The sequence below is a fragment of the Prevotella sp. oral taxon 313 genome, from assembly GCF_003043935.1.
GTDB classification, from domain to species: domain Bacteria; phylum Bacteroidota; class Bacteroidia; order Bacteroidales; family Bacteroidaceae; genus Prevotella; species Prevotella jejuni.
Genome location: NZ_PYXE01000001.1, coordinates 2446984 through 2472746, shown reverse-complemented (window position 1 = coordinate 2472746; position 25763 = coordinate 2446984). Strand labels below are relative to the sequence as shown.

Below are 25763 nucleotides of genomic sequence, written 5' to 3'. Positions count from 1 at the left end.
TAAATTTGTATCAAATTTCAAGTCAAAAATGGATACTCTTTCACTCATAAAACAGCCAATTGAGACAGAATTAGCCGATTTCATCGACCTTTTCAATCATGCTCTCGACCATGAGGATGGCTTGTTGCAGACGGTACTTAACCATATTAAGCAACGTGCTGGGAAGCGTATGCGCCCTATTCTCATCCTCCTGATGGCTAAGAACTTTGGTAAGGTCTCTCAAGCAACACAGCATGCAGCTGTGGGATTGGAGCTTTTGCATACTGCATCACTTGTTCATGACGATGTTGTCGACGAAGCTGATGCACGCAGGGGACAGGCAAGTGTGAATGCTGACTATGATAATAAGGTGGCTGTCTTGGTGGGTGATTATGTTCTCTCAACGGCCTTGTTACATGTTAGTTACACGCATGCTGAGATTATCGTACGTCGTTTGGCGGAGTTAGGACGTACGTTGAGTGACGGAGAAATTCTTCAGCTTTCGAATATTCAGAGTAAGGCTATCACGGAGGAGGTCTACTATAAGATTATTGAACGTAAGACGGCTGCGCTTTTTGAAGCATGTGCTGCTATCGGGGCTGAGTCGGCCAATGCCTCTGAAGAGGAGGTTGAAGCTGCAAGACTATTTGGTAAACACCTCGGAATAGTGTTCCAGATTCGTGATGATATCTTTGATTATTATGACTCTGAGGCTGAGATTGGTAAGCCTACGGGAAATGATATGGCGGAAGGGAAGCTTACCCTACCTATTATATATGCGTTGAATTCGACAAAAAACGAGGATATGTTGAATTTAGCTCGTAAAGTTAAGTCACGTGAAGTGACACGCGATGAAATCGACAAAATGGTGAGTTTTGCGAAGGAAAATGGGGGTATTGAATATGCAGAACGTCGTATGTGGGACTTTCATGCTGAAGCTCAGACCTTCATTGATAACTATGTGAAGAGTGATAGTATCCGTTCTTCGCTGCAGGCTTACCTTGATTACGTTATTAAAAGGAAGAAGTAATTAGGTTAAAGCAATAATAAAAAGGCCCTTTTCATCGTTAATAAGGTTATTTTTTTTGGTGATTTAAATAGTTTCTCTTTATGTCGATGGATTATACATCACATAAAGAGAAATTCTTTTTTTATGCCTTTTATAGATGTAGCTGTTGTCTAATATTTATAGGACTATTTGTTGATAATATACGTGTTAGGACTTTGTAAGATTAGGATAATAGCCTTACATAAGGAGACAGATGGTTTAACATCAGTGTTGATCATCATCTTTTACAATATATTCTATTGATTAGTTGATAGTGATATGTGCTTATAATGATATTATTTGACTATCATCTAATTTCAATAATGTTCTTTAGTGAGTTCTATAAGGCTTTTCTGTGTTGTCTTATTTACTTTATACAAGGGTAAAGGAGATGCTTTTTTATAGTTGTTTTTACTATTTTTGTGTAATTTTCTTGGCCTTTTCTCCTCTTTTACGGACGGTTTTCTATGGTCTTTTTTACGACTTTTTTCAATAATATAAACCATATATAAAAGTATTATAGACTATATTATAAAATATAATCGAATTTCTTCTTTTCTAAAGGTTGGCTTATTTGTCGTTTTCTTTCATGCTTATATACAACAAAGGGGCATGCCTTGTGGATGCCCCTTGATAGTTCTTTTTATTTTACCTTATCCTTGTCTATGCTATTGCTTTGCATAGACAAGATGATAGAAAAGGTTAGAAGAATTTGGTCTCAGTACCGATAATTTCACTTAGTAATAGGTTAGTCAGACGGCTGGTACCCATGCGGAACCAATAGTTGGTGAGCCATTTCTCACCGAGAACTTCCTTAACAATGGTGTAGTAGATGACTGCGTCCATTACTGTATTTATACCTCCGGCTGGTTTTAAGCCAATCTGTATGCCTGTCTTATCGTAATACTCCTTAATAGCCTGGCACATTACATAAACAGACTCAGGCGTCGCACTAATCTTCTCCTTGCCTGTACTTGTCTTTATATAGTCTGCTCCAGCATACATAGAGAGGAGGGAGGCGGTCTTGATAGCGCGTGCATTGCCAAGGTCACCAGTCTCAAGAATGACCTTCATCGGTACGTCTCCGCACACTTGTTTAAGCTCGTTGATGGTGTCGCAAACGCCCTCGTAATCACCAGAAAGGAATTTACCGACTGGCATAACGATATCTATATGAGTTGCTCCATCCTTTATTGCGAGTGCTGTTTCGATTGTTTTCACCTCTAAGAAGGTTTGAGAAGACGGGAAATTACCCGTCACGTTTGTAATGTCAACACCGTCTACTTCAAGGCTGTCTGCCATTAATTTAGTAAAACAAGGGTAGGCACAGATGGCTGCAACATGAGGAAGATCAGGGTACTCACTGTCGAAACGGTTCACTTTCTCTACCATTTCGAGTACTTTCTCTTCTGTGTCTGTTGTGCTGAGGGTTGTAAGTTCAACGCTACCCAATAGGAATTTCTTTACTTCGAGATTGTCGTTCTCTGATACTTTCTCAGCTATTATCTTTGTTACAGCTGCCTTTACTTCCTCGTCAGTGATGTTAAGGTTGTACTGAGATAAGGCTTGATCGTACTCGCTCTTTTCGACTATCCCAACGGCTTTTTGTGCCTGAATGTCTTTTGAAACAGTCTCTTTAATTGTTCCCATGATGTTTATTTTTATTTGTTATTTTGATATTTATTTCTTCGTTTGTGCCTTTGCTTTATTGTTCACAATGCCTCTGTTGTATGGTTTTTCTTATGAACCAAAGTGATATTAGTAGACCTATGACAGCGGAGATAACTGATGCTTCTGCGCCAAAAGAGCCTCCTGTGAGCCATTGAGGACCACTTATTTCGGGTGTGATAATACTTGTAACATTGTCTTCACCTGACACAGGGAAGCCTAAAATATTACCTTGTGTGTAGTTCCATATCCAATGGATGCCTATGGGTAACCATATATTCTTGCTGTATGCATAAGCTGCGCCGAGTAAAGAACCTGCTTCTATGGCTATAGCAATAGACGACCAAAGGGTTGCATTGTCGTTGAATATATGCAATCCACCAAAAATTAATGCTGAAATAACCAATGCAGCCCATATGTTCCATCGTCTGTTTATCATGCGGAAGAGGATACCTCTGAAGAAAATTTCTTCTGATACAGCTACAAGGAAGAACAATGTAAAGGAGAAGAGTTGTTTTTCCCAGTCGAATTGTATGCTTTTTATATGGTAATAACCGCATAGTGACATCGTTACCGTTACTATAATAAAGTAGGAAAAGCCGATGAAAAGTCCATTTCCTATGCTTGAGATATCTTTTCTGGGTGCTATTTTACAGGCGTCATTAGCTTCTACGTATCTTATTAAAAGGTTATATAACAGTAAGAGGACGACTGCCGTAATAAGGAATATTGGTATGTTTATGAGGTAATAGTCGCTTTCTGATGCCGTATATACTCCAAGTGATAGTATAGTTGAACCGATAATAAAGAGGATAATACCGCCGATTACGAAGATAATGTCTCTCCATAACTTGATGTTTTTATGGTCTTTCATACAGTACAGGTTACTCGTTTTTATTTAACTTAGGGTTGTTTATGTGTCTGTCTTTGTCTCTTTTGGTCTTTTTCTCTATGCTTTTTTGAAGCTCATCGGTGAGGTTCACGCCCGTCTGGTTGGCTAAACAGAGGAGTACCCACAGTACATCTGCCATCTCTTCTCCTAAGTTAGACTTCTCACCAGACTTAAAACTCTGGTCTCCATAGGTACGTGAAATGACGCGAGCCAACTCCCCAACCTCTTCTGTAAGGCATGCCATGTTAGTCAACTCACTGAAATAACGAACGCCATATTGCTTTATCCACTGGTCAACGGCTTCTTGTGCTTCTTGTATTGTCATGTTTTTTGTTCTGTTTTTTATGTCCTTATAGGGGATAATGTTATTGATATCTCGCCATTTAAAGTACTTTTATGGTGATAAAAAGGTGAAAAATAGCACTATTCCTTATTCTTTGTATCCATACAGATTGTTACAGGACCATCATTGAGGAGCTCTACTTTCATGTCAGCACCGAACTCTCCTGTGCCTACTTGTTTCCCTATAGCTTCGCTTAGAGCGTCACAGAAACGATTATAGAGTGGAATAGAGAGCTCGTGTGGGGCGGCATGAATCCAGCTTGGACGGTTCCCTTTCTTATAACTTGCCATAAGTGTGAACTGTGAGACGACGAGTATTTCACCATTTACATCCATGATGCTGCGGTTCATTACGCCCATTTCATCGTCGAAAATACGCAAACCTATGATTTTCTTTACCAACCAGTTGATATCCTCTTCAGTATCGTCTTTTCCAATGCCTAATAGGATCAGTAATCCTGTCCCTATTGAAGACTTTACTTGTCCACCGATAGTAACAGACGCTTGGGTGACCCGTTGTATTACAGTTCTCATATCGCAAATGTACAATATTTATTTTAATTAGTTACTGATTAGCATGGAAATAATTATAGACAATGGTTGCTTTACTTGCTCCGATGGAGTTTGTAAGTACTTGAATATCAGCTTCTTTGATTCTTTTCACGGTCTTTAAAGCCTTTAATAATGCATCCTTAGTCTTCGGTCCGATACCTTTTATATCGTCCAACTCACTGTGTAGTTGTGATTTAGAGCGTTTATCTCTATGGAAAGAGATAGCGAAACGATGCACTTCGTCCTGTATCTGGGTAAGAACCTTGAATAGTTCGCCCTTGATGTCGAGTGCTATTGTTTGCTGAGGGAAGCCGAAAAGGAGTTCATTTGTGCGGTGACGGTCGTCTTTCGCCAGTCCGGCAATAGGGATATTCAGGTGGAGCTCGTCTTCAATAACCTCTCTTACCACCTCCATTTGACCCTTTCCACCGTCGGTAATGATGAGGTCGGGTAGTGGAGACCCCTCCTCTTGCATACGGCTGTAACGTCGTCTTACGACCTCCTGCATGGACGCATAGTCGTCAGGACCTACTACAGTCTTGATGTTATATTTACGGTAATCTTTCTTAGAAGGCTTCATCCCTTTATAAACAATACATCCTGCGACAGCGTCCGAACCAGAGATATTAGAGTTATCAAAGCACTCTATGTGGTAAGGGAGCTTCGATAATTTCAGCTTTTCTTGCAGTTCTCGCATCAAGCGAGTCTGTTTCTGTTCAGGATTAAGCTTCTCAGTCTGTTTTAATCGGTCGAACTTATACTGTTTAGCATTCATCTCAGAGAGTTCTAATAGATGATGCTTATCACCACGTTGAGGTATGAAGAATTCAGCATCTTTCACCTTGAAGTCAAGTTCAAAAGGTACGATAATCTCTTTTGCAGTACTGTTGAAGCGTTCTCGAATCTCTGGAATAGCCTCGTTAAGCAACTCTTCATCGGTTTCATCGAGTTTTCTCTTATATTCATAAGTAAAGCTTTGATTGATTGCACCATTAGTTACATGGATATAATTAATAAACGCATTCTTTCTTGAATCATCACTTACGATAGTGAAAACATCAACATCTGTAATCGTGTAACTTACTATTTCGCTCTTTGCAGCGAAGTTATCGAGAGCTAAATAACGTTGTTTACATATCTCTGCATCCTCAAACCGCAATTCTTCGGCATACTTTTCCATTTCTTGTTTGAGGAGTTTTTGAACATCACGCGTATTTCCCTTCAATACTTCTCGTGCTTGTTTTATAGCTTCTTGATAATCTTCATAACTTTGTTTATTGATACATGGCGCACCACAATTATGTAGATGATATTCTAAGCAAGGTTTGTATTTACCCTGTTCGATACCTTCTTTTGTGATAGGAAAGCGACAAGTACGCGGTTTATATACCTTCTTAATAATATCAAGAATAGCATACATACTACCAATATGGCTATAAGGACCATAAAAAGTACCATAACGTTTATTGATAGTACGTGTTTTGAAGATACGTGGAAAATACTCATTCGTTACGCAAATACTTGGATAAGTCTTGCCATCTTTGAGTAACACGTTGTATTTCGGCTTGTATTGCTTGATAAGTTGGTTCTCTATTAGAAGCGCATCTTCCTCTGTCTTAACAACAGAATATGAGATGTCGTGAATCTTAGAAACCAACACCTTCGTTTTGAAACGGTCTACCTCTTTATGGAAATAAGATGATACTCTCCGTTTAAGGTTCTTCGCTTTACCCACATAGATAATTGTTTTCTCATTATCATAGAACTGATATGTACCCGGTTTCTCTGGCATATTGAGTACAATGTTCTTAAGGTAAGCTATTCGCTTCAAGTTCTCTTCTTTATTCATTTGGCGTAACTCCTTTGTATAAAGGGCTTTTAAGACGATTTGTTTCACGTGGAACATGAATCGTGTTCCACGTTGTTATGAATCCTGCTAAGCGTCAGCGAGCATAGTAGGGGACGTTATCTTTGTTTTAGGAGGATAAGTTCTATCTTCTTGGACAACTTCTTAAAGCAAAGAGGAGCGACCCTTAGTGTTGGCTGCTCCTCCTTGATTTGAATTTATCTCATTCTCACCTTTTATATAATTCAGCTTTTCCACCTTATATATATGGGGTAGGAAAGAACGTTTCTCATCACAGTCTGTTTGTTAGAATTGGAGCAAAGAGCTAATCTCAATATCCTTATCAAACTGTTCACGGCTGTTAGGAAATTCCGAATGGAGTTCGATGATGAAATTACAATACACCTTTTTAGGATTGAACTTCTTAACCAAGTCACATGCAGCCTTCATCGTTCCACCTGTTGCAAGGAGGTCATCGTGGAGCAGAACAACGTCGTTCTCGTCGATAGCATCCTTATGAATTTCTATCGTATCTACGCCATACTCCTTCTGGTAACTCTCTTGAATAGTCTCACAAGGAAGTTTTCCCGGTTTACGACAGAGTACGATACCAGCACCCAAACGGGTCGCAATAGCAGACGACATGACGAAACCACGACTCTCGATACCCACAATCTTGGTCACACCCTTATCCTTGTATAAGTCGACCATCTCGTCCGTAATTTCCTTGAGAGCCTCTGGCGATTTGAATAGGGTAGTCACATCACGGAAATTAACTCCCTTGATAGGCCAATCTGGGATACATCTCAGGTTGTCTAATAATAGTTTTTTGTTCATTTTCAGATTGTTATATAGTTTTGTTTTATGCAATTGTTTCACGTGAAACGAGACCTTTCTCAATCTCATCTGAGGCCTCTCTTATTCACATTTTTATACTGTTGAGCCCCGAAGACATTATCTCCCCATCAAGACAAGAAGCACATTAATATCGCTTGGGCTTACTCCAGGGATACGACTTGCCTGTGCGAGCGTCTCTGGTTGAATCTGTTCTAACTTCTGTCGGCACTCTGTTGAGAGGTCATGCAGCTCACTATACTTGAAGTGTCCTTTGATTTTTATATCTTCAAGTCGGTGCATCTTCTCAGCGAACACACGTTCACGTTCAATATATCCCTTGTACTTCAGTTTTATTTCTGCAGCTTCGGCAATCTCTTCTTTACGGTTAGGAGAAGCCTCGATAGCCTCCTTCAAACTTGGAACAACAGCCGAAAGATTATCAAAGTTGACCTGTGGACGTGCAACAAGGTCAACTATCTTCGTTGCTCCCTTGATAGGAGAAGTGCCCAACTGAGCCAAGAATCCATTGACAACCTCGGGCTTAACAGAAGTGTTATTACAGAAGTCAAGGATACGATTGATATGCTCCTTCTTCTGTATCCACCAGTCGTAACGGTCCTGTTTAGCTATACCTATATTATAAGCACGCTCCGTCAGACGTGCATCAGCATCGTCTTGGCGCAAGAGAATACGGTATTCCGCACGCGAAGTAAACATGCGGTAAGGTTCGTCAACGCCCTTTGTCGTGAGGTCATCAATCAATACACCGATATAACTCTCGTCTCTGTTCATCACGAAAGGATCCTTACCCGCACAGAGTAGGGCAGCATTGATACCCGCCACTAAGCCTTGTCCGCCAGCTTCCTCGTATCCTGTCGTACCGTTCACCTGCCCAGCAAAGAACAAAGCCTCGATTACTTTCGACTCCAAAGACTGCTTCAGCTGTGTAGGATCAAAGTAATCATACTCGATAGCATAGCCAGGACGATAGATTTTAGCGTCACGTAGCGCAGGAATCTTGTGTATAGCTTCCAACTGAATATCCCAAGGCATACTCGAAGAGAAGCCATTCAGATACATTTCATTCGTGTCAACGCCCTCTGGCTCGAGGAAGAGAGGATGGCTATTCTTGTCTGGGAAGGTTACAAGTTTCGTCTCTATCGAAGGACAATAGCGTGGACCTGTACTCTTAATCTGCCCATTGAATAGGGGAGAGTCAGCCACTCCACGTCGCAACACCTCATGCGCTTCCTCGTTCGTGTTACATGTCCAGCAAGGCAACTGTGGCAGATGGCGATGCGGACCATAGAAAGAGAACTGATGATAGTCCGTCTCTCCCGGTTGTGGTTCCATCTCATCAAAGTGTACTGAACGGCGGTCAATGCGCACAGGCGTACCCGTCTTCATGCGATCAGCACGAATACCATGACGCGTAATGCTCTCTGTAAAGTTGTGAACAGCAGGTTCTGCACATCGTCCACCCTCCACCTTTCGCTTACCGATGTGCATCAGTCCGTTAAGGAAAGTTCCTGCTGTGATAACCACTGTACGTGCGTAGATGTCAATACCCCATATTGTCTTGACACCCAATACCTTACCATTCTCTACCAACAACTCGTCGGCTTGATCCTGAAAGATGTCGAGGTGGTCCGTATGGTCGAGTATTGTGCGCCATTCCCAGATAAATTTACCACGATCACACTGCGCTCGTGGACTCCAAACGGCAGGTCCTTTAGATCGGTTCAGCATACGAAACTGAATCGCTGTAGCGTCGGTAACCAGTCCCATGTGGCCTCCAAGAGCATCTATCTCTCTGACTATCTGACCCTTAGCAATACCTCCGACAGCAGGATTACAGCTCATCTGACCGATCTTATTCATATCCATTGTTATCAAACAGGTCGTTGCACCCATGTTGGCAGCTGCTGTTGCAGCCTCACAACCTGCGTGTCCACCACCGATAACAAGTACGTCATACTTGAATCTCATCGTCTTTTTACAAAAGTATAGGGGCACAATACCCCTAATTTATATCGTCACAAAATTAAGAAATAAATTCGAATTATATCTATATTATAGATAGAAAAGTTCCTTCCTGACTCCCCTCTTTCGCTTAATTCAGCAGCCACGCAACGCCTAAACCAACGTTACTGTATCGTGAGAACTCGTTGAAAGAGATGTCATAGAAAGTGTTTACGTACAGACGTGGTGATACCTTATAAGCCAATCCCGCCTCACTCATAAAGTTAAAGTGGCTGTCTTGTCCCGGTTTAGCCCAATCGTCTTGTCGTTTTGAGTTATATCTATTATAGCTCTCAACGAAGAAGCTCCATCTTTCTGACGGTTGATACGTGAGGTTAGCACCAAAGAAAAGGTCGGGACTCTCAGTGTCTCCGTTCCATTCTGCTCCCAAGTCATAGCCTAAGGTGAACTTACTACTCAGCTCGTTCTCGAACAAGAGGTGAGCTTGAAAGCCCAAATGCTTAGGTAGATAGTGTGCGTTACTACCGCCAGGGATGAGCATCGTACCCATAAAGGCAACCTTTGGAAACACCTTCCCACCCTCATAAACCTTGATTTTCGTACCAATAGCGGCATTCGCAATACCCCCAAAATTCCCTTCAGGCGTATGAGTAATACATTCATCAATCTGTAGTCTCACTTCCGCCTGAGGTGTCAGTCCGAGTCGAAACATAGATGTGTTGATAGTGAAGGTACGTGCGTGTTCGCCGTTCTTCCTGTCCCATTCAAGTACGATACCTGTCTCCCAATCAATCTTTCCTTGCTTCATGATGTCGACACCAGTCGTTGCGCCGGGTGCATCAGGTGAGAAATCAATCGTTTCTTGTGCTATAGAGCGCGCAGAGCCGAGCATAAGGAGAGACAGACATAGAGTTCTCCTCAAACCACTTATAAGATAGGCTATCATAGTCTTCTTTCTCTTTGATAATGTTTCTGTTTGTTTTGATGTGAATTACAGTCCTCTATCTGTACTATTATCCTTTGATACTCATCTTCATATAGGGGGCTATCATGCCAGCTACAAAGATACGCATTAATCGGTTGAAAACAATCTTTTTAGGGAGTAAAGTATGCCTTATCCTCGAAAATCACAGCTGTTTTGCGCTCTGTCTTATGGCTAATAACCCTCCTTTCTGTCCCTTTCTATCTTTGTGTTAACGTTCCACAGATGTTACAATACTGCCCCACAGAAGTTGTACTAATGTCCCGAACCCTCTTAAGCGGTGGTGTTGTCGACGAAAGAAATCAAACGCCTAAACAGGCGGCAAGGCCTCATGGTTATTACGCCATACGTTCTTTGTTTATAAAGATAATGTGTAACTTTGCATGTTTGGACATAATAACAGAAAAAATGGAACTAATTAAAAAGACAGAAGAAAGCAGCGAAGAACGCACAGCCTTAGGTATTCTGCTCACGATAAGTTTTTGTCATCTTTTAGACGACACAATGCACTCCATGCTACCAGCTATCTATCCCATGTTGAAAAGTGAGTTTGGATTATCCTTCTTTCAGGTGGGTATCATAACGTTAGTACTACAGTTAACCTCCTCCATCATCCAACCCTTCGTCGGACTCTATGCCGACAAGCATCATGGTTGGTGGCAGTTACCAGTGAGTATGGTGTTCACGCTCATCGGTATCTTTATGCTTTCGTATGCCGATAGTTTCCTTGTTATCTTAGTCTCTGTGTCGTTGTTTGGCTTAGGCTCATCTATCTTCCACCCACAAGGGTCGCAAGTAGCGCAGCAAGCCTCTGGTGGTCGCAATGGTTTAGCACAAAGTATTTTCCAAGTGGGAGGCAATGGTGGCTTCGCAGCAGGTCCATTGTTTGCAGCTCTGATAGTGATTCCTGTCGGCCTGAGTGGTGTGCGCTGGTTTGCTTTCGTAGCCCTTCTTTTAGCCGTAATACTAATTTTTATAGGGAAGTGGCACGTCAAACAACTGAAAGTTGTCCGTAAACGGAGTAGGGCACGATGGACCACAGCAAAGAGCTATACCCGTCATCAAATCTATGGATTTGTCTTTATCCTCTTCGTTTTGATGTTTTCTAAGAATTTCTATACAGAGAGTATGGTTAGCTATTTCACCTTCTTTCTGATAGAGAAGTTCGGAGTCTCTATTCAAACCTCCCAACTCTGCCTGTTTGTTTTCTTAGCGGCAGAGGTTGTCGGAACCCTTCTTGGAGGCTGGATAGGCGACCGCTACGGGCGTAAATACGTGATATGGTTCTCTATCTTTGGGGCAGCGCCATTCACAATCATGCTCCCATACGTGGGTAGTCTTGCTGGGACGATTATCTTGTCGGCTGTCATTGGCCTCATCATAGCGTCAGCTTTCTCCGCAATATTGGTCTATGCAACCGACCTTATGCCCAATCATATCGGTACGATAGCCGGTATCTTCTATGGACTCTCGTTCGGTCTTGGTGGTCTTGGAAGCACTTTCTTTGGCTGGTTAGCCGACCAGATGAGTATTCTCTTTGTCTTTAAGGTAAGTACCTTACTCCCTTTATTAGGTATTATAGCCGTCTATTTGCCAAAGATGAAGCGTGAGTAGGGTGGTGGCCGTCAACACTTTTTGTCCTTTCTCTACGTCTGCTGCCATACTCGTAGTCCTTTCTACGGTTAGGCAAAGCTATCAGTCAGTCGTTTATGTGTACTGGTAAGAATGATAGCAACCTGCTCTCTAAGTTATTTAGGGTTGTTAAGCGTAGTAGAAATGAGAACTAATCAATAGCTCAACTATCCTGTAGAATGATGATATAACGCTTTAGTTTTAGACGCTAAAGGACCCTACGGGTGTGGTAAAAAATCTTTACGTTGAAACATGCTAAGCTCCTTCAATAAAAGAGTATAATACCTCTTATAAACAAGTCTACAATCGTCAGTAAATCAATACGTTACAAATAGCATTCAAGAAGACGCCTTTCTTGCTCCAAGAAGGGCGTCTTCTACATGCAAGAAGGGCATGTTCTCGAACGTAGAAGGGCATGTTCTTGATGCTTCCTCGGCCTCTTCTCGAGCGAAGAGGAGAATAGTTGCTGAAAAATCCTAACATTCCCTCGCTATCTATCCAGCCTCCTGTCTTCTTTTGTTGGTAGCCTTATAGGAGTCGCTTCGGTGATTTCTCTCATAGATAGACACAGGTGTTTGTTTATAGGAACAGTTCCACAGAGGTCTGTTTATGCATGCGATGTCGCGGAGATTACAGCCAATAGTAGCGAAAATGCTCTGCGTCTTCTGTCGACCGAAGGCCGTTCATGGTCTCTAAACATGTGCTGAAAGGTTCTGTAAGCTCTGTATCCTCTGTGAGAGATAAGATTTCCAAGGACCTTTACGAGCAGCCTTATAGCGGTAAACTTACATTCTCCTCTCCCATTCGTTACTTTTCTTCGGTCAGTGAGTTTTGGTTTGTTATGGAGCTGAGGTAGCTTATATAATGGATACACCAGCGTGCCAGAAATCATGGAATAAGTGTATAATCTTACAAGAAAAGCGTTATTTACGATAGTACAGGTCGTTTAATTCCAATTAATTCATTATCTTTGTGGCATCAATCAATTTTATTACGCAATAATAATCACACATGCTTGTTCGATAGGTAAGGGCAGGCAGGAATCTAAACATTAATAAACCTACATGAAACAAAAGAAGTTTTTAGTGACTTTCGCTTTGGGTCTCTGTGCCCTAACGGCAGCCCATGCACAGGATAATGACTTCGACTTAGGCAGTCAACGTTCGGAAGTGCAGTTAGTTAATCCTGTTCCTGGTAAGAAGATAGACCATCAGGGACTCGTTATTAACCCTACACCACGTTACGTGAAACTGACAGGTGAGGGAACAGTAGACATCAGTGGTGGTGTTAAACTTGACCAACCGCAGCCTGCTCGTAAGCAGAGTTGGGACTATTGGACTGATCTTAACTTCCTTTCTCGGGCTGAGAAGGGCTTCCCAATGAAGATACAATTAGTAAAGATACCTGTTGTTTTGAAAGATGGGGAGAAGAGTGGGGCCGATGTAGACGGTGCTTACACACTAAGAATAACCAAGAAAGGAATCACACTTATGGCTGCTGATGACTTAGGAGTGTTCTATGGCATTCAGACACTACGTCAGATTATGGAGAACCCATCCGTAGAAGGCGGTAAGAAACTACCTTGTTTGGAAATCGGCGATGAACCAGTATTCGCCTATCGTGGTGTTGTTGAGGGTTTCTATGGTACACCATGGTCACATGCAGTGCGTCTTTCATTGATTGACTTCTACGGTAAGTACAAGATGAATACTTATATCTATGGACCAAAGGACGACCCTTATCACAGTTCACCTAACTGGCGTCTGCCTTATCCAGAGAATGAGATGAAGGACATCAAGGAACTTGTTGCAGCCTGCAAGAAGAACCGTGTAGACTTCGTTTGGGCTATTCATCCAGGTAAGGACATCAAGTGGAACGAGGAAGACTATCAAAACCTTAAGCACAAGCTCGACCTTATGTATCAAGCTGGTGTGAAGTCATTTGCTATCTTCTTCGATGATATTTCAGGCGAGGGAACTAACCCTAACCGACAAGTTGAGCTGTTGAATCGTTTGACAAAGGAGTTTGTAAAGGCGAAGGGCGACGTTGCTCCGCTTATTATTTGTCCTACAGACTATTCTAAGTTATGGGCAAAGGCAGACGAGAACGGACCATTGAGCATCTATGGTAAGACCCTCGACCCATCTGTACGTGTGTTCTGGACAGGCGATGTTGTTTGTAGCGATGTGACAAAGAGTACGCTCGATTGGGTGGACAGTCGCATTAAGCGTCCTGCTTTCTTCTGGTGGAACTATGCCGTAACAGACTATGTTCGTAACCTTGTCTTGCAGGGTCCTGTTTATGGTTTGGATACTTCACTCACCGATAAGGATATGTGTGGACTCGTCAGCAACCCTATGGAGCATGGAGAAGCATCAAAGCTCTCTCTCTACAGTGTAGCCGATTATACATGGAATCCATCTGATTATAACCCAATCGACAGTTGGGAGCGTGGCTTGGAAGTGATGATGCCACGTGCGAAGGATGCTTACCGCACCTTTGCTATCCATTCTGCCGATACGGAAACAGGCTATCGTCGTGACGAGTCTTGGGAGACTGAGACCTTCCGTTTGGCTGATTACACTAAGGAGAAACGTGATAAACTATACGAGGAGTTCGAGCGTGTGGCTAAAGCACCTGCTGAAATTGAGGCTGGTTGCACAGATAGTTTGTTGATGAAGGAGCTGAAGCCTTGGCTGACTGAGTTCGCTAAGTTAGGCGAACGTGGTAAGAAAGCTATCGAACTGATGGACCTCTATCGTAGTGGTGACAACTTGAAATTCTGGAGTCAGTACGTTAAGAGCCGTATGACCATGGACGATAAGAATGCTTATGAGGCACATAAGTCGGGCACAATGAAATTGCAGCCGTTCTATGACGTCGCTATGAACGACCTCGGTGACGCTTTCTATGAGAAGCTCTCAGGCGAGAAAGCATTCACACTACGTGGTATCGGGTCTTATAAGAGCCTAAAGACGACACAAGCAGGATTGATGCTTGATGGCGATAGTACAACACATTACACCTCTGGGGAAGCTCAGAAGGCTGGTGACTGGATGGGTGTTGCCCTCCCTGAACCAATGGCTGTACGTGAGGTGCATATCCTTCAGGGTCGTAACTCTAAGGATGATTGCGACTTCTACGACCATGCAACACTTGAATATTCGGTTGATGGCAAGACATGGAAGCCAATGTTGGGTGATTTGAAGAACCAGTATGACATTCTTTGGCAGGGTGAGCCGGTGCAAGCACGTTATATTCGTTTGCGTCGTCTTGACTCCGACCGTAAGAACTGGGCTGCTATTCGCTCGTTCGTAGTGGTTCCTGATGGTGCTGCAACGCTTGAGTTTGGTGGTACTAACGCTGCTTCTGATGCCGTCCTTCGTGCGTTCGACCATCAGCCAAGTACGTCTTTCAAGAATACTGGTGCTGTTTCGTTTGAGGTACCAAGTGGTATGACTTCTTACACCTTCCTTCTCTCATTGCCAGAGGGTGGCTCTGTTCGCATTTGTCAGTATGATAAGCGTAACAAGCTAAAGGCTGAGTTCACTTCTAATGAGCCTTTCTTCACTGTTAATGTGGCAAAGAAAGTAACGCGTATGGAGCTGATTGGCAAGGCTGAAGTGTTCGAGATTATTCCAAAGAAGTAAGACATTGGTTGACGAGTTGACGAGTCTACAAGTAGACAAGTTGCTTGTTGAAAGTCAACAAATAAATAACAATAGGGACAGACGATGGCGTCTGCCCCTATTTGTTTGTAATATGTTCGAGTGAATGATAAACTGAGAAATGAGGTGATGAAGCCCGAATTTATTTCTTTACGTTAAAGGTTAACACTGAACCTTTCTTCAAGATAACCCTGCGATTGGAATAGTCACTAAACAAAGGAATGTCTTTGGTGCAAGTCAACGTTAGGATTTCTCCGGTCTTAGTCTTCTTATATTGATGCCTTAAGTTTTTGATATGCGAATCACATGCACCATCATATTCGTTTATATGATAGTCTTCTTTATTGATAGTCAGACTTAATACGTCAGCATAAGCATAGGTACTGTATTGTACGCTTACGCCGTTAAAATGAGCGTTGTAAACCTTATAGAACTTGTCACATACGTCATCTTCGTCAGGTATAACAATGAAATATGCTTCTGGAGCTTTACCCTTGATGGCGATTGTCTTGCCCACAACGATATGGAGGTTGGCATAAGCATCCATAGATAGCTCTATCTCGCTTTTACAGTTGTTGAATATTGACCTCAAAAAAGCTGGTCTGCTCTTATAGTCCAGATTGTTATCTTGTGCGTTGACAACCATGCAGGACAATGTAAGTAATAAGCTTAAAATAGTCTTTTTCATTGCTTAATTCTTTAATGTTGATACATTCATTCATTAGAATTCTGTGAATGTTTGAATTCAATAAATGCTTTTCGTCACCTTTGTTTGCGAATAGTAGCTGTTTTGTTGCAGTTCTTGTAAAGTAACATTGATATTGCTGCAAATGTAGATAATAGTTTTTAAATAAACAAATGTTGGATAGATTTTAGATAGGTTGACTTCGTTTTCGGTACTTGCTAACAACAAGTTGCCTCCACTTCTGTAACATACAGCAAGATATTTAGCCCTCCGCACCATTGGTGCTAACGCTCCGCACCATTGGTGCTTACCAATCGCACGGCATGTGCTGAGTACTAACACATCGGCTAAAGATGGGAAGAATAGGTCTTAATAACACATAGTAATGTGCTAATAGATCACTAATATGGGAAGAGTTTATCAGCCAGTACTAATCTTTTTGTTCCACTTCACTGATGACTTAAAATTACTATACAACACCGAAAGATTTTGTTTAATTTTCGAGGTTTGTGCGTCTTCTAAAACTATCCTCATTTATTAGGATAGCCTGAGCCTCCTTATTTTAAGTCTAAATACTATACATTTTATTTAAAATACTTTGATAAATCATTAAAATATAGTATTTTTGCAACGCATAATGTATGCGCTCATACCAACATCTTGGTATCTGATTTAATGAACAATAATTACGATGAGGAGACTGAGAACGGCCTTCTCGTTGCATTCATACATATAGGAATAATAATTCTAACAGTATTAAATATTTAAAATCAAAACATTTATGTGGTTAATCAATTCATCTATTGGTAGAAAGGTGATTATGTCAGTGACTGGCATGGCCCTGATCCTATTCATGACGTTCCACTGCTGTATGAATCTTGTTGCGCTCTTCTCTAAAGATGCTTACAACATGATTTGTGCGTTGTTGGGTGCCAACTGGTATGCAGTAGCAGCTACGGTTGGTCTTGGCGCATTGGCAGTTTGTCACATCGTTTATGCGTTTATCCTTACAGCGCAGAACCGCCGTGCACGTGGTGACAATCGTTATGCTGTCACAGAGAAGCCTGCAGCAGTAGAGTGGGCAAGCCAGAATATGCTTGTTCTCGGTCTTATCGTGTTGCTTGGTCTTGGACTTCACCTCTTCAATTTCTGGTACAATATGATGTTTGCAGAGCTTCTTCATGTCAAATTTATGTATGAACCAGCTGATGGTTTTGCTTACATTCATCACACTTTCTCTAATCCTGTGTATGTAGTTCTCTACATTGTTTGGATTTGTGCATTGTGGTTCCACCTCTCTCACGGTTTCTGGAGTGCTATGCAGACTGTTGGTATCAACGGTAAAGTATGGTTCAATCGTTGGAAGACCATTGGTAACATCTATGTTACGCTGTTGATGCTCGGCTTCCTCGTTGTAGTTCTCGCATTCGCTTTCGGATGTGCTCCTAGCCTTGCATAGTTAAGTATCTAAATTGAAAACTAAATTCAAAACAATCATGACAAAGATATTAGATTCCAAAATACCAGCAGGTCCTGTAGCCGAGAAGTGGACTAACTACAAGGCTCATCAGCGTTTGGTTAACCCAAAAAATAAACTGAAACTGGATGTTATCGTTGTTGGTACCGGTCTGGCTGGTGCCAGTGCTGCCGCTTCTCTCGGTGAGATGGGCTTCAACGTATATAACTTCTGCATCCAAGACTCACCACGTCGTGCACACTCAATCGCTGCACAGGGTGGTATCAATGCTGCTAAGAACTATCAGAACGATGGTGACTCTGTTTACCGTTTGTTCTATGATACGGTGAAAGGTGGTGACTATCGTGCACGTGAAGCTAACGTTTATCGTTTGGCAGAAGTGTCTAACGACATCATCGACCAGTGCGTTGCTCAGGGCGTGCCATTCGCTCGTGAGTATGGCGGTATGTTGGCTAACCGTTCCTTTGGTGGTGCTCAGGTAAGCCGTACCTTCTATGCTAAGGGACAGACAGGTCAGCAGTTGTTGCTTGGTGCATACTCATCATTAAGCGCACAGATTCAGGCTGGTAAGGTAAAGCTCTATACACGTTATGAGATGGAAGACGTCGTAATCGTTGACGGTCATGCACGTGGTATCATTGCGAAGAACCTCGTAACTGGTAAGCTAGAGCGCTTCACTGCAAACGCAGTTGTTATAGCAACTGGTGGCTATGGTAACACTTACTTCCTTTCAACCAACGCTATGGGTTGTAACTGTACAGCCGCTGTTCAGTGCTATCGTAAGGGTGCTTACATGGCTAACCCATCTTACGTTCAGATTCACCCAACCTGTATTCCTGTACATGGCGACAAGCAGTCTAAGTTGACATTGATGTCAGAGTCTCTGCGTAATGATGGTCGTATCTGGGTTCCTAAGAAACTCGAAGATGCTAAGGCATTGCAGGCTGGTACAAAGAAGGGCTCTGATATTCCAGAGGAAGACCGCGACTACTACTTGGAGCGTCGCTACCCTGCCTTCGGTAACCTCGTACCACGTGACGTTGCATCACGTGCTGCTAAGGAGCGTTGCGACCATGGTTTCGGTGTTAACAACACTGGTCTTGCTGTGTTCCTCGACTTCTCTGAGTCTATCAACCGCCTCGGTATTGATACAATTCTTCAGCGTTATGGTAACCTCTTCGATATGTATGAGGAGATTACAGACGTTAACCCAGGTGAGCTCGCTAATGAGATTAACGGCGTGAAGTACTACAATCCAATGATGATCTTCCCTGCTATCCACTACACAATGGGTGGTATTTGGGTTGACTACGAGCTGATGACAACCGTTCCTGGTCTGTTCTCTATTGGTGAGTGTAATTTCTCTGACCACGGAGCTAACCGTCTTGGTGCTTCTGCTTTGATGCAGGGTCTTGCTGATGGTTACTTTGTGTTGCCATATACTATTCAGAACTATCTTGCTGATCAGGCACTCTGGGCAAAGGTTCCAACCGATCGCCCTGAGTTTGATGAGGCTGAGAAGGCTGTCAGTGCAGAGATTGATCGCTTGATGAGTATCCATGGTAAGCGTTCTGTTGACTCTATACACAAGGAGTTGGGTCATATTATGTGGGAGTATGTAGGTATGGGTCGTACCAAAGAAGGACTCGAGGAAGGTCTCAAGCAGTTGAAGGCTCTCCGCGAGGAATTCAACACTAACCTCTTTATCCCTGGTAAGAAGGAAGGCTTGAATGTTGAGCTTGATAAGGCAATCCACCTCCGTGACTTCATCCTCATGGGTGAGCTCGTAGCTTATGATGCATTGCATCGTGAGGAGAGTTGTGGTGGTCACTTCCGTGAGGAGCACCAGACAGAGGAAGGTGAGGCTAAGCGTGACGACGAGAACTTCTTCTATGTTGGCTGTTGGGAGTATCAGGGTGATGACACCAAGACTCCAGAGCTTATCAAGGAACCTCTCGAGTATGAGGCAATCAAGGTACAAACACGTAATTATAAAAACTAGTTGACGAGTTGACGGGAGAACAAGTTGACAAGTTGTCAGCTTGTTCTGCCTTAAACATATTCTATTAGTATAATACAGACAATATACAAGATGTAATACAAACAAGGTCGATGAATACTCACAAGGATTTGATTGTATGGCAGAAAGCAATGGAACTTGTCCTAGAAGTATACAAAGCTACAAAGACATATCCACGGGAAGAACTATTTGGATTAGCTTCCCAAATGCGTAGAGCCGTTGTATCAATTCCCTCGAACATAGCAGAAGGCTATGGCAGAATCCATACTCGTGAAACTGAGAGATTCCTTAGTATAGCATTAGGTTCTGCGTGTGAGTTAGAAACTCAATTGATTCTATCAAAAGACTTAGGGTATATCCCGACAGAACTTGCACGGCAACTATGCGATAAGACCCAAGGCATAATTAGGATGCTAACGTCTTTGATTAAATCTCTGAACAAATAACTTGTTTACTTTATAACTTGTTTACTTGTCAACTAAAACATAATACAATGGCAAAGAATATATCATTCACAATTAAGTATTGGAAGCAGAACGGCCCACAAGATCAGGGTCATTTCGATACACATGAGATGAAGAATATCCCAGATGACACCTCTTTCCTTGAGATGCTCGACATCCTCAACGAGGAGTTGATAGAGGCTGGTGATGAACCATTCGTCTTCGATCACGACTGCCGCGAGGGTATCTGCGGTATGTGCTCACTATATATTAATGGTACTCCACATGGTAAGACAGAGCGTGGTGCAACAACCTGTCAGCTCTACATGCGCCGTTTCAACGATGGTGATATAATCACTGTTGAACCATGGCGTTCGGCTGGTTTCCCTGTTATCAAGGACTGTATGGTAGACCGTACAGCATTCGATAAGATTATCCAGGCTGGTGGTTACACAACAATCCGCACTGGTCAAGCACAGGATGCAAACGCTATTCTTATCTCTAAGGACAATGCTGATGAGGCTATGGACTGTGCAACATGTATCGGTTGTGGTGCTTGTGTTGCAGCTTGTAAGAATGGTTCTGCAATGCTCTTCGTATCATCTAAGGTTAGTCAGTTGGCTCTCTTGCCACAGGGTAAGCCTGAGGCTGCTAAGCGTGCTAAGGCAATGGTTGCTAAGATGGACGAGGTTGGCTTCGGTAACTGTACTAACACTCGTGCTTGCGAGGCAGTATGTCCTAAGAACGAGAAGATTGCTAACATCGCTCGTTTGAACCGTGAGTTTATCAAGGCAAAGTTTGCTGATTAATCATAAGCCACTGGTAGTAGTCCTATAGACTGTGACCAAGCTTATTTAGAATATGAAATCCCATAGCTCTTGTATATGAGTTATGGGATTTTTGTTTATATGTCTTAGTTAAGTTAGTATGCAATACTTTATGATTTGAACCTCTTATTGACCTTTGAATTTTATGATTTTACTTTCACCGACTACGAATTGCGCTAATTACACGAATCCTTATCGCAACGTAATCTGTTTAATTAGAAGTCTCTAATTGATAGTTTACGAGTTGAGAAGTTGATGAGTAGACTTGTTATTTATAGCGATAAACAACGGTTAATTCCATGGATAAGACTTTGAAAAATCGTTACATAATTTCGAGTAAGATATCTATAAATAACAGCAAAAGTACATATAAAAGCAAGTTCGCAATCAGCATAGAATCAAGTAGTTATATAGTAGTAAGATAAAAGGTGCTTTGTTAGCCTTCAAAAGGGCCTTAGTTAGCCTTCAAAAGGGCGTCTTCTGCAAGTCAATTAGGCGTCTTTTAGAAGCCAAAAGAGCATGTATTGGATTAATGTATCTAAAATTGTTTACAAATGTCAGTGGTATGTGAATTGACTGTTCGTATAAGATACTGATGTTATTACAATCTCAGTTGTAAGCGGAATAGTATTTCACGGCCACGTAAAGGCAGGAATGTGTTGAAAGTATTGATACCTGTATTCTGCGTAATACTGTAAGATTTGCTGTTTAATAGGTTTGTCCCAGATACTCCCAGCTCCCACATATTATTAATCTTGTAGTTGAAGTCGCCATCTAATAGGCTACATGTATGGTAATGTCCATCCATAACTTCGTTTGTAAGGTTATAGAACTTCATTTTTAGTTCCAACTTCTTTGTAGGGAAGAGGTAAAGAGCTACATTGGTTGTATAGGACGAAAGAACATCCAACTTCATGATACTACTCCGTTCCCAGTAATATTTAGCTGTAAAAGCGGCTGATAGGCGCAGCCAAGATATCTTTTGGAAACTTGTGGTGAACGTTCCTGAAGCGTGGTGAGAATGGTTATTGACCATAACACCTGATTGTGAAACAAGATAAGAATCTCTGTTATATGTCGCATCAAACTTTAAGGAAACGCCTATGGGGATGAAAGTCTTGTCCAACATGGCAGTTATAGCAGTGCTATGCCGGTGGTTACTGCCTCTTACCCATTTCATAATTGTCATTGAGTCGTTGTACTCATAGTGGCAATAAGCCTCGCTTCTTGTATCAGAGTAGGTAAGTGAAAGGTTAGCAAAGAGCATCGTTGCGAGATTACGATAGCGGAAATGGAGCGAAGTGTATAGGTGTGTAGACTTATAAACGTCATTTCCTGTTACCTGTATGTTTCTGTATCCCTCTCTTAAAGGCTTCAAAGCATAGAAATCAAGAGAGTTGTCATCTGTAGAGATTGAGGAAGATAGGTTTACTGTCAGTTTGCTCGTCAGTACTTGTTGTAAAGTCAAGTAGGGCTTAAACGCTATGAAGTTGCGTACAGACAGTTTGTTGTTCTTCTCTGAAAGGCTGATTCTTGTCCATTCAATAGGAAGTCCAAAGCTAACATAGCTTTGCTTTGTATATTTCCATGTGTAGCCCGGTTCACCTTGTAGTTTGAATGTACGATGATAGATATCACCTTGATAATTGTACGAGTTATTCCTGTAATAAGCTTGTAAGGATATATCCAAATCATTTCCGAGTGTAGGGATTGATGTTGTAATACTGTTTCTGGTCATAGTTGACCGTGTTGCAAAGCATTCTGTAACATTATAGAGTGGTAAGGAATCAGAGGCAGTTGACAGTTCTTCCCTACGGTCAGTGTATCTAAGGAGCGAGTGGATTTGCAGCATACTTTTCCCTAATTTGAAGGAAGAAGACAGATAGTTTTTGATATAAGACGGTTTTATGCGTATCTGCTCAGTAATTCCAATCCCATTCGTGACTACTTGATTTTCGGTTGTCTGTCGTCCAAAGGAGTATTTAAGTTCGTCAGAAAAGAATCTATGCGTGCTATTTTCTTCGTATTTCAGTGTTGGTACGATGCGAAATATGCGTTGCTTCATCCATTCTGACGTCTCTAATGTGATAGGAGTAAGTCCTCCATAATAGTTTGTAGTCGATTGGTTATATCCAGCATGATCCTCATAAAGAAGAACGTTACTGCGTAGTGTTATATCTTTCGATAGTGTAATGATATTATTAAAACCTGCGCTATAAGACTTGTTCTGTAAGTATCGCTCTTGTGGGAGAGCCTCTTGGCTTATGTCTTCTTGCAGAACACCCTGTGGAAGTGGCTCGTATGCATCGAGATTATAGACATCAATATGCTCTTTAGTTTCCTTAGAAAGGTCTTTTCCCGTGTTACTCATTTTGGCAGAAACAAGTGTTTGCGAATGTTTCGTCACCTGTGTGAGAAACAGCTGATTGTCCCAAACAGTGGGTTTGAGGCCTAAGCTACCAGTAATCTCCCCAAAAGGACGAGCCTTGTGGTTCTTGTCAAGGCGGATATTTAATGCTGCTGATTCTGATGGTTTGCGTCCTTGCATCATCTTAACAGGTTGATGATTCTCCAAAACTTCGACATTACGCACCGCATTAATAGGCATATTGCGGGTTGCTTGCGTATAGTTGTTACCCATCATGTCCTGTCCTTCAATATAAAATCGGTTGATTGCACGACCTTGATAAGATACTGAACCGTTTTCAGAAACCTTGATTCCCGGTAGTTTTTTGAGTACATCTTCTAAATGACGGTCACCCTTCTGTAGAAAAGAACCAACATTGTAGACCAGTGTGTCACCTTGTTTTCTTATAGGAGAGAGTTTTACGACGACTTCTTTTAGTTCCACCTGCTTGGAAGACAGTAGGATAATAGCTGGCTGATTTGTAGTCTGATGGATGTCAGCTACGTTTATTTTCCGTTTACTGTAACCAATGAGTGTGAACACCAGTGCATCCTCTTGGTGTGCTGTGAGGCTGAGGTTGCCCCTTCCGTCAGCAATCTTATAGCTCAGCATCTTGCCCTTTGGACTTACTATGCGGCACATTACATCTGCTAACGGTTGGAGGCTGGCAGAGTCCCTGACCTCAATCGTTAGCTTTACCAGCGCTTCCTCCTGCTGTGCAAAAAGGGTGAAACAGGTGGTAAGGAGGTAGAATAAAAGAAGTAGCCGTCGCAAGATGTTATTCTAATTCTATCGGATTGTAAGGCTTTGCATTCACTGTTGCTGCAACATCAGCCGATACGGTAATGCTTCCATCTCCTGTTAAGGCTTTTATAGGGTCAGCACAATAGTTCTTGTACATTTGTCTGACAGTCTTTCGGGTACTCTTCGTCACAGCACTTTTGTCGTACATGTAGATTGGAGTATAGCTCTTTACCTTCTCTAATCCTGTCAAGGTGAAAATGAAGTTGTTCTGTGTGTCCTGCACCTTAAAGATGAGTCCAGGTAATCCATAGAACTTATAGGGTCCGTATGGCAACTCTACATCAGGTGCATACCAGGCTATGTAATCTCGTCCAAAGAGTCTTGTCTTAGCCTTTTGGCACTGATATCCGGCAATAGTACTGTCTCCTTGCAGTAATTCTCACTCCAACTGAGGAGCTTCTTCTTCATATTGATACCTTTGAAGTCCTCCTGCTTTACGTTGGATAAACTCTTTTTTTGTCTCTCTATTCAGAAGGATGAGTTCTTGAAATCCTATGCTTTTTAAAGCACCGATAAGCTTTGGACCATCCGATGTCGCCTGAGATTCCCCTCTTGCAATTGAAGCGGAGATAGAGTCGAAGGTAAGTTGTCCATAGTCAATGAACATATTGTGTTGTGTACCAATTCTTAGAATTGTTACTGCCGTACGTTTTGCATCAGGATACTTTGCGTCTTTTGCATACTTGTAATCATAAACGATCTGATACTGTGCAGACTCAAATTGTACCGTCTTGGTTGTGTCCCACCGCCCTTCTAACTTAGAGAAATCAAGTGTCTGAGCTGACAAACAAGTCGTGCTGATGAGAAGGATAAGTAAGATTATGTACTTCTTCATTTGGATAGGTTTTTAGGTTTGAACATTGCAAGCATGACTCAAGACTCGTGTATTTGCCCTCAGGTTATTTTCTTCCTATTCTTATTCCTGCAAATATAGGTAAAAAGAGAGAAATAGACAAGCCTTTTTTCTTATTTTACATATTGTTCCTTTAGTTCATATAATTTGTCTGTGATTTTATACAGAGAATTGATTCCTAGTGTCCAGCCAGGAATTCCACTGCAAAGTTCTCCAGCAGCCGAGTTATCGCGCAAATAATAATAAGATGAACGTTCAGAAACTGCATATACCGTACGGACAATCAATGCTGACAAAGCCGTGTGTATCGTATTCTCCGTCCAGCCATTTTTACGCAGAAAAACCTCTAATTGCAGCTTGTCTATTGTCTGCTTGCAGAGCCACTCAGCATCAACATACCTTGCGTCAGTATAGTTTGCCGTCTCAAGGTCTATGTAGTTCTCATATTTTCTCAGCGACTTCTGTTCTTCCTTATTAAACCTATCGATTCCACCTTCTTTCTCCATACGGCTCCAACATTCGTCAGCCTTTGCCTGTTCAATAGGAGTAAGACCCTCAAGGTGTTCTTTGAAAAGCGAGGGTGTACTTCTGGTCTTGAATCGTTTGGTAAGAGCGTATGCAATCTTTCGAACCTGTACAGCAGTAAGTGAAGGTTCGAACCCGATGTTCAACAGAATTAGCGAATGTACATGACCCTGCACGTCACGATATGACTCCTTGATGCGATAATAAGGAGCCATGTCGCCTGTTGCAGGGTTGAATCGTGTCTGTACATTTGCGTGCATGAGGCAAAGTAACAAAATAATTTTGATATGACT

The 25763-nt window shown here is 42.1% G+C and carries 20 protein-coding genes; 7 read left to right on the top strand and 13 right to left on the bottom strand.

The window, feature by feature from the left end; all coding sequences use genetic code 11:
- The first annotated feature begins 28 nt into the window (after window positions 1-28).
- Window positions 29-1009, top strand: a complete 981-nt coding sequence (locus AXF23_RS09680) for a polyprenyl synthetase family protein (protein WP_089365704.1) — start codon at window positions 29-31, stop codon at window positions 1007-1009.
- Between the two features lie 720 nt (window positions 1010-1729).
- Here AXF23_RS09680 and deoC read toward each other — a convergent pair.
- From deoC to AXF23_RS09635, 8 genes are all read right to left on the bottom strand, one after another.
- Entirely contained in the window at window positions 1730-2677 is a 948-nt protein-coding gene (deoC, locus tag AXF23_RS09670) for a deoxyribose-phosphate aldolase (protein ID WP_107625156.1), read from the bottom strand.
- A gap of 55 nt (window positions 2678-2732) precedes the next feature.
- Window positions 2733-3569, bottom strand: a complete 837-nt coding sequence (locus tag AXF23_RS09665; protein WP_107625155.1) for a CPBP family intramembrane glutamic endopeptidase — start codon at window positions 3567-3569, stop codon at window positions 2733-2735.
- A 10-nt stretch (window positions 3570-3579) separates the two neighbouring features.
- Window positions 3580-3912, bottom strand: a complete 333-nt coding sequence (locus AXF23_RS09660; RefSeq protein ID WP_025838401.1) for a nucleotide pyrophosphohydrolase — start codon at window positions 3910-3912, stop codon at window positions 3580-3582.
- A gap of 98 nt (window positions 3913-4010) precedes the next feature.
- Entirely contained in the window at window positions 4011-4463 is a 453-nt protein-coding gene (dtd, locus tag AXF23_RS09655; protein WP_107625154.1) for a D-aminoacyl-tRNA deacylase, read from the bottom strand.
- Window positions 4464-4494: 31 nt separating this feature from the next.
- Window positions 4495-6330, bottom strand: coding sequence for an excinuclease ABC subunit UvrC (gene uvrC, locus AXF23_RS09650; protein WP_107625855.1), 1836 nt, complete (start codon window positions 6328-6330; stop codon window positions 4495-4497).
- A gap of 303 nt (window positions 6331-6633) precedes the next feature.
- Entirely contained in the window at window positions 6634-7164 is a 531-nt protein-coding gene (locus AXF23_RS09645) for an adenine phosphoribosyltransferase (protein WP_107625153.1), read from the bottom strand.
- 117 nt (window positions 7165-7281) lie between these two features.
- Window positions 7282-9153 (bottom strand): tRNA uridine-5-carboxymethylaminomethyl(34) synthesis enzyme MnmG, encoded by a 1872-nt coding sequence (gene mnmG, locus AXF23_RS09640; RefSeq protein ID WP_107625152.1) that lies wholly within the window; start codon window positions 9151-9153, stop codon window positions 7282-7284.
- A 124-nt stretch (window positions 9154-9277) separates the two neighbouring features.
- Window positions 9278-10093 carry a transporter gene (locus AXF23_RS09635; RefSeq protein ID WP_107625151.1) on the bottom strand — a complete coding sequence of 272 codons (816 nt, stop codon included), beginning with the start codon at window positions 10091-10093 and terminating at the stop codon, window positions 9278-9280.
- Window positions 10094-10537: 444 nt separating this feature from the next.
- Here AXF23_RS09635 and AXF23_RS09630 point away from each other — a divergent pair, with 444 nt between their 5' ends.
- Complete coding sequence (locus AXF23_RS09630; RefSeq protein ID WP_107625150.1) at window positions 10538-11743, top strand: MFS transporter; 1206 nt, start codon at window positions 10538-10540, stop codon at window positions 11741-11743.
- A 1082-nt stretch (window positions 11744-12825) separates the two neighbouring features.
- Window positions 12826-15411, top strand: a complete 2586-nt coding sequence (locus AXF23_RS09625) for a beta-N-acetylglucosaminidase domain-containing protein (RefSeq protein ID WP_107625149.1) — start codon at window positions 12826-12828, stop codon at window positions 15409-15411.
- A 160-nt stretch (window positions 15412-15571) separates the two neighbouring features.
- Here AXF23_RS09625 and AXF23_RS09620 read toward each other — a convergent pair whose 3' ends face one another.
- Complete coding sequence (locus AXF23_RS09620) at window positions 15572-16117, bottom strand: hypothetical protein (RefSeq protein ID WP_233251279.1); 546 nt, start codon at window positions 16115-16117, stop codon at window positions 15572-15574.
- A 778-nt stretch (window positions 16118-16895) separates the two neighbouring features.
- On the opposite strand from AXF23_RS09620, the gene AXF23_RS09615 reads away from it, so the two are divergent.
- The 4 genes from AXF23_RS09615 (at window position 16896) to AXF23_RS09600 (ending at window position 20863) form a co-directional block, all read left to right on the top strand.
- Window positions 16896-17573, top strand: coding sequence for a succinate dehydrogenase/fumarate reductase cytochrome b subunit (locus AXF23_RS09615; protein WP_009011085.1), 678 nt, complete (start codon window positions 16896-16898; stop codon window positions 17571-17573).
- A 37-nt stretch (window positions 17574-17610) separates the two neighbouring features.
- Window positions 17611-19593 carry a fumarate reductase/succinate dehydrogenase flavoprotein subunit gene (locus AXF23_RS09610; protein WP_009011084.1) on the top strand — a complete coding sequence of 661 codons (1983 nt, stop codon included), beginning with the start codon at window positions 17611-17613 and terminating at the stop codon, window positions 19591-19593.
- A gap of 110 nt (window positions 19594-19703) precedes the next feature.
- Window positions 19704-20057, top strand: coding sequence for a four helix bundle protein (locus AXF23_RS09605; RefSeq protein ID WP_107625148.1), 354 nt, complete (start codon window positions 19704-19706; stop codon window positions 20055-20057).
- A gap of 47 nt (window positions 20058-20104) precedes the next feature.
- On the top strand, window positions 20105-20863 hold the full coding sequence (locus AXF23_RS09600) for a succinate dehydrogenase/fumarate reductase iron-sulfur subunit (RefSeq protein ID WP_009011083.1): 759 nt from the start codon (window positions 20105-20107) through the stop codon (window positions 20861-20863).
- Between the two features lie 619 nt (window positions 20864-21482).
- On the opposite strand, the gene AXF23_RS09595 is transcribed toward AXF23_RS09600, so the two are convergent.
- The 4 genes from AXF23_RS09595 to AXF23_RS09585 form a co-directional block, all read right to left on the bottom strand.
- On the bottom strand, window positions 21483-24062 hold the full coding sequence (locus tag AXF23_RS09595; RefSeq protein WP_233251278.1) for a TonB-dependent receptor: 2580 nt from the start codon (window positions 24060-24062) through the stop codon (window positions 21483-21485).
- Window positions 24063-24066: 4 nt separating this feature from the next.
- Window positions 24067-24465, bottom strand: coding sequence for a GLPGLI family protein (locus AXF23_RS16305; protein WP_255413683.1), 399 nt, complete (start codon window positions 24463-24465; stop codon window positions 24067-24069).
- A gap of 6 nt (window positions 24466-24471) precedes the next feature.
- The gene (locus tag AXF23_RS16300; RefSeq protein WP_233251277.1) at window positions 24472-24927 is read right to left on the bottom strand and encodes a hypothetical protein; all 456 of its coding nucleotides are present in this window, start codon (window positions 24925-24927) and stop codon (window positions 24472-24474) included.
- A 131-nt stretch (window positions 24928-25058) separates the two neighbouring features.
- Complete coding sequence (locus AXF23_RS09585) at window positions 25059-25730, bottom strand: hypothetical protein (protein ID WP_233251276.1); 672 nt, start codon at window positions 25728-25730, stop codon at window positions 25059-25061.
- Between the last annotated feature and the right edge of the window lie 33 nt (window positions 25731-25763).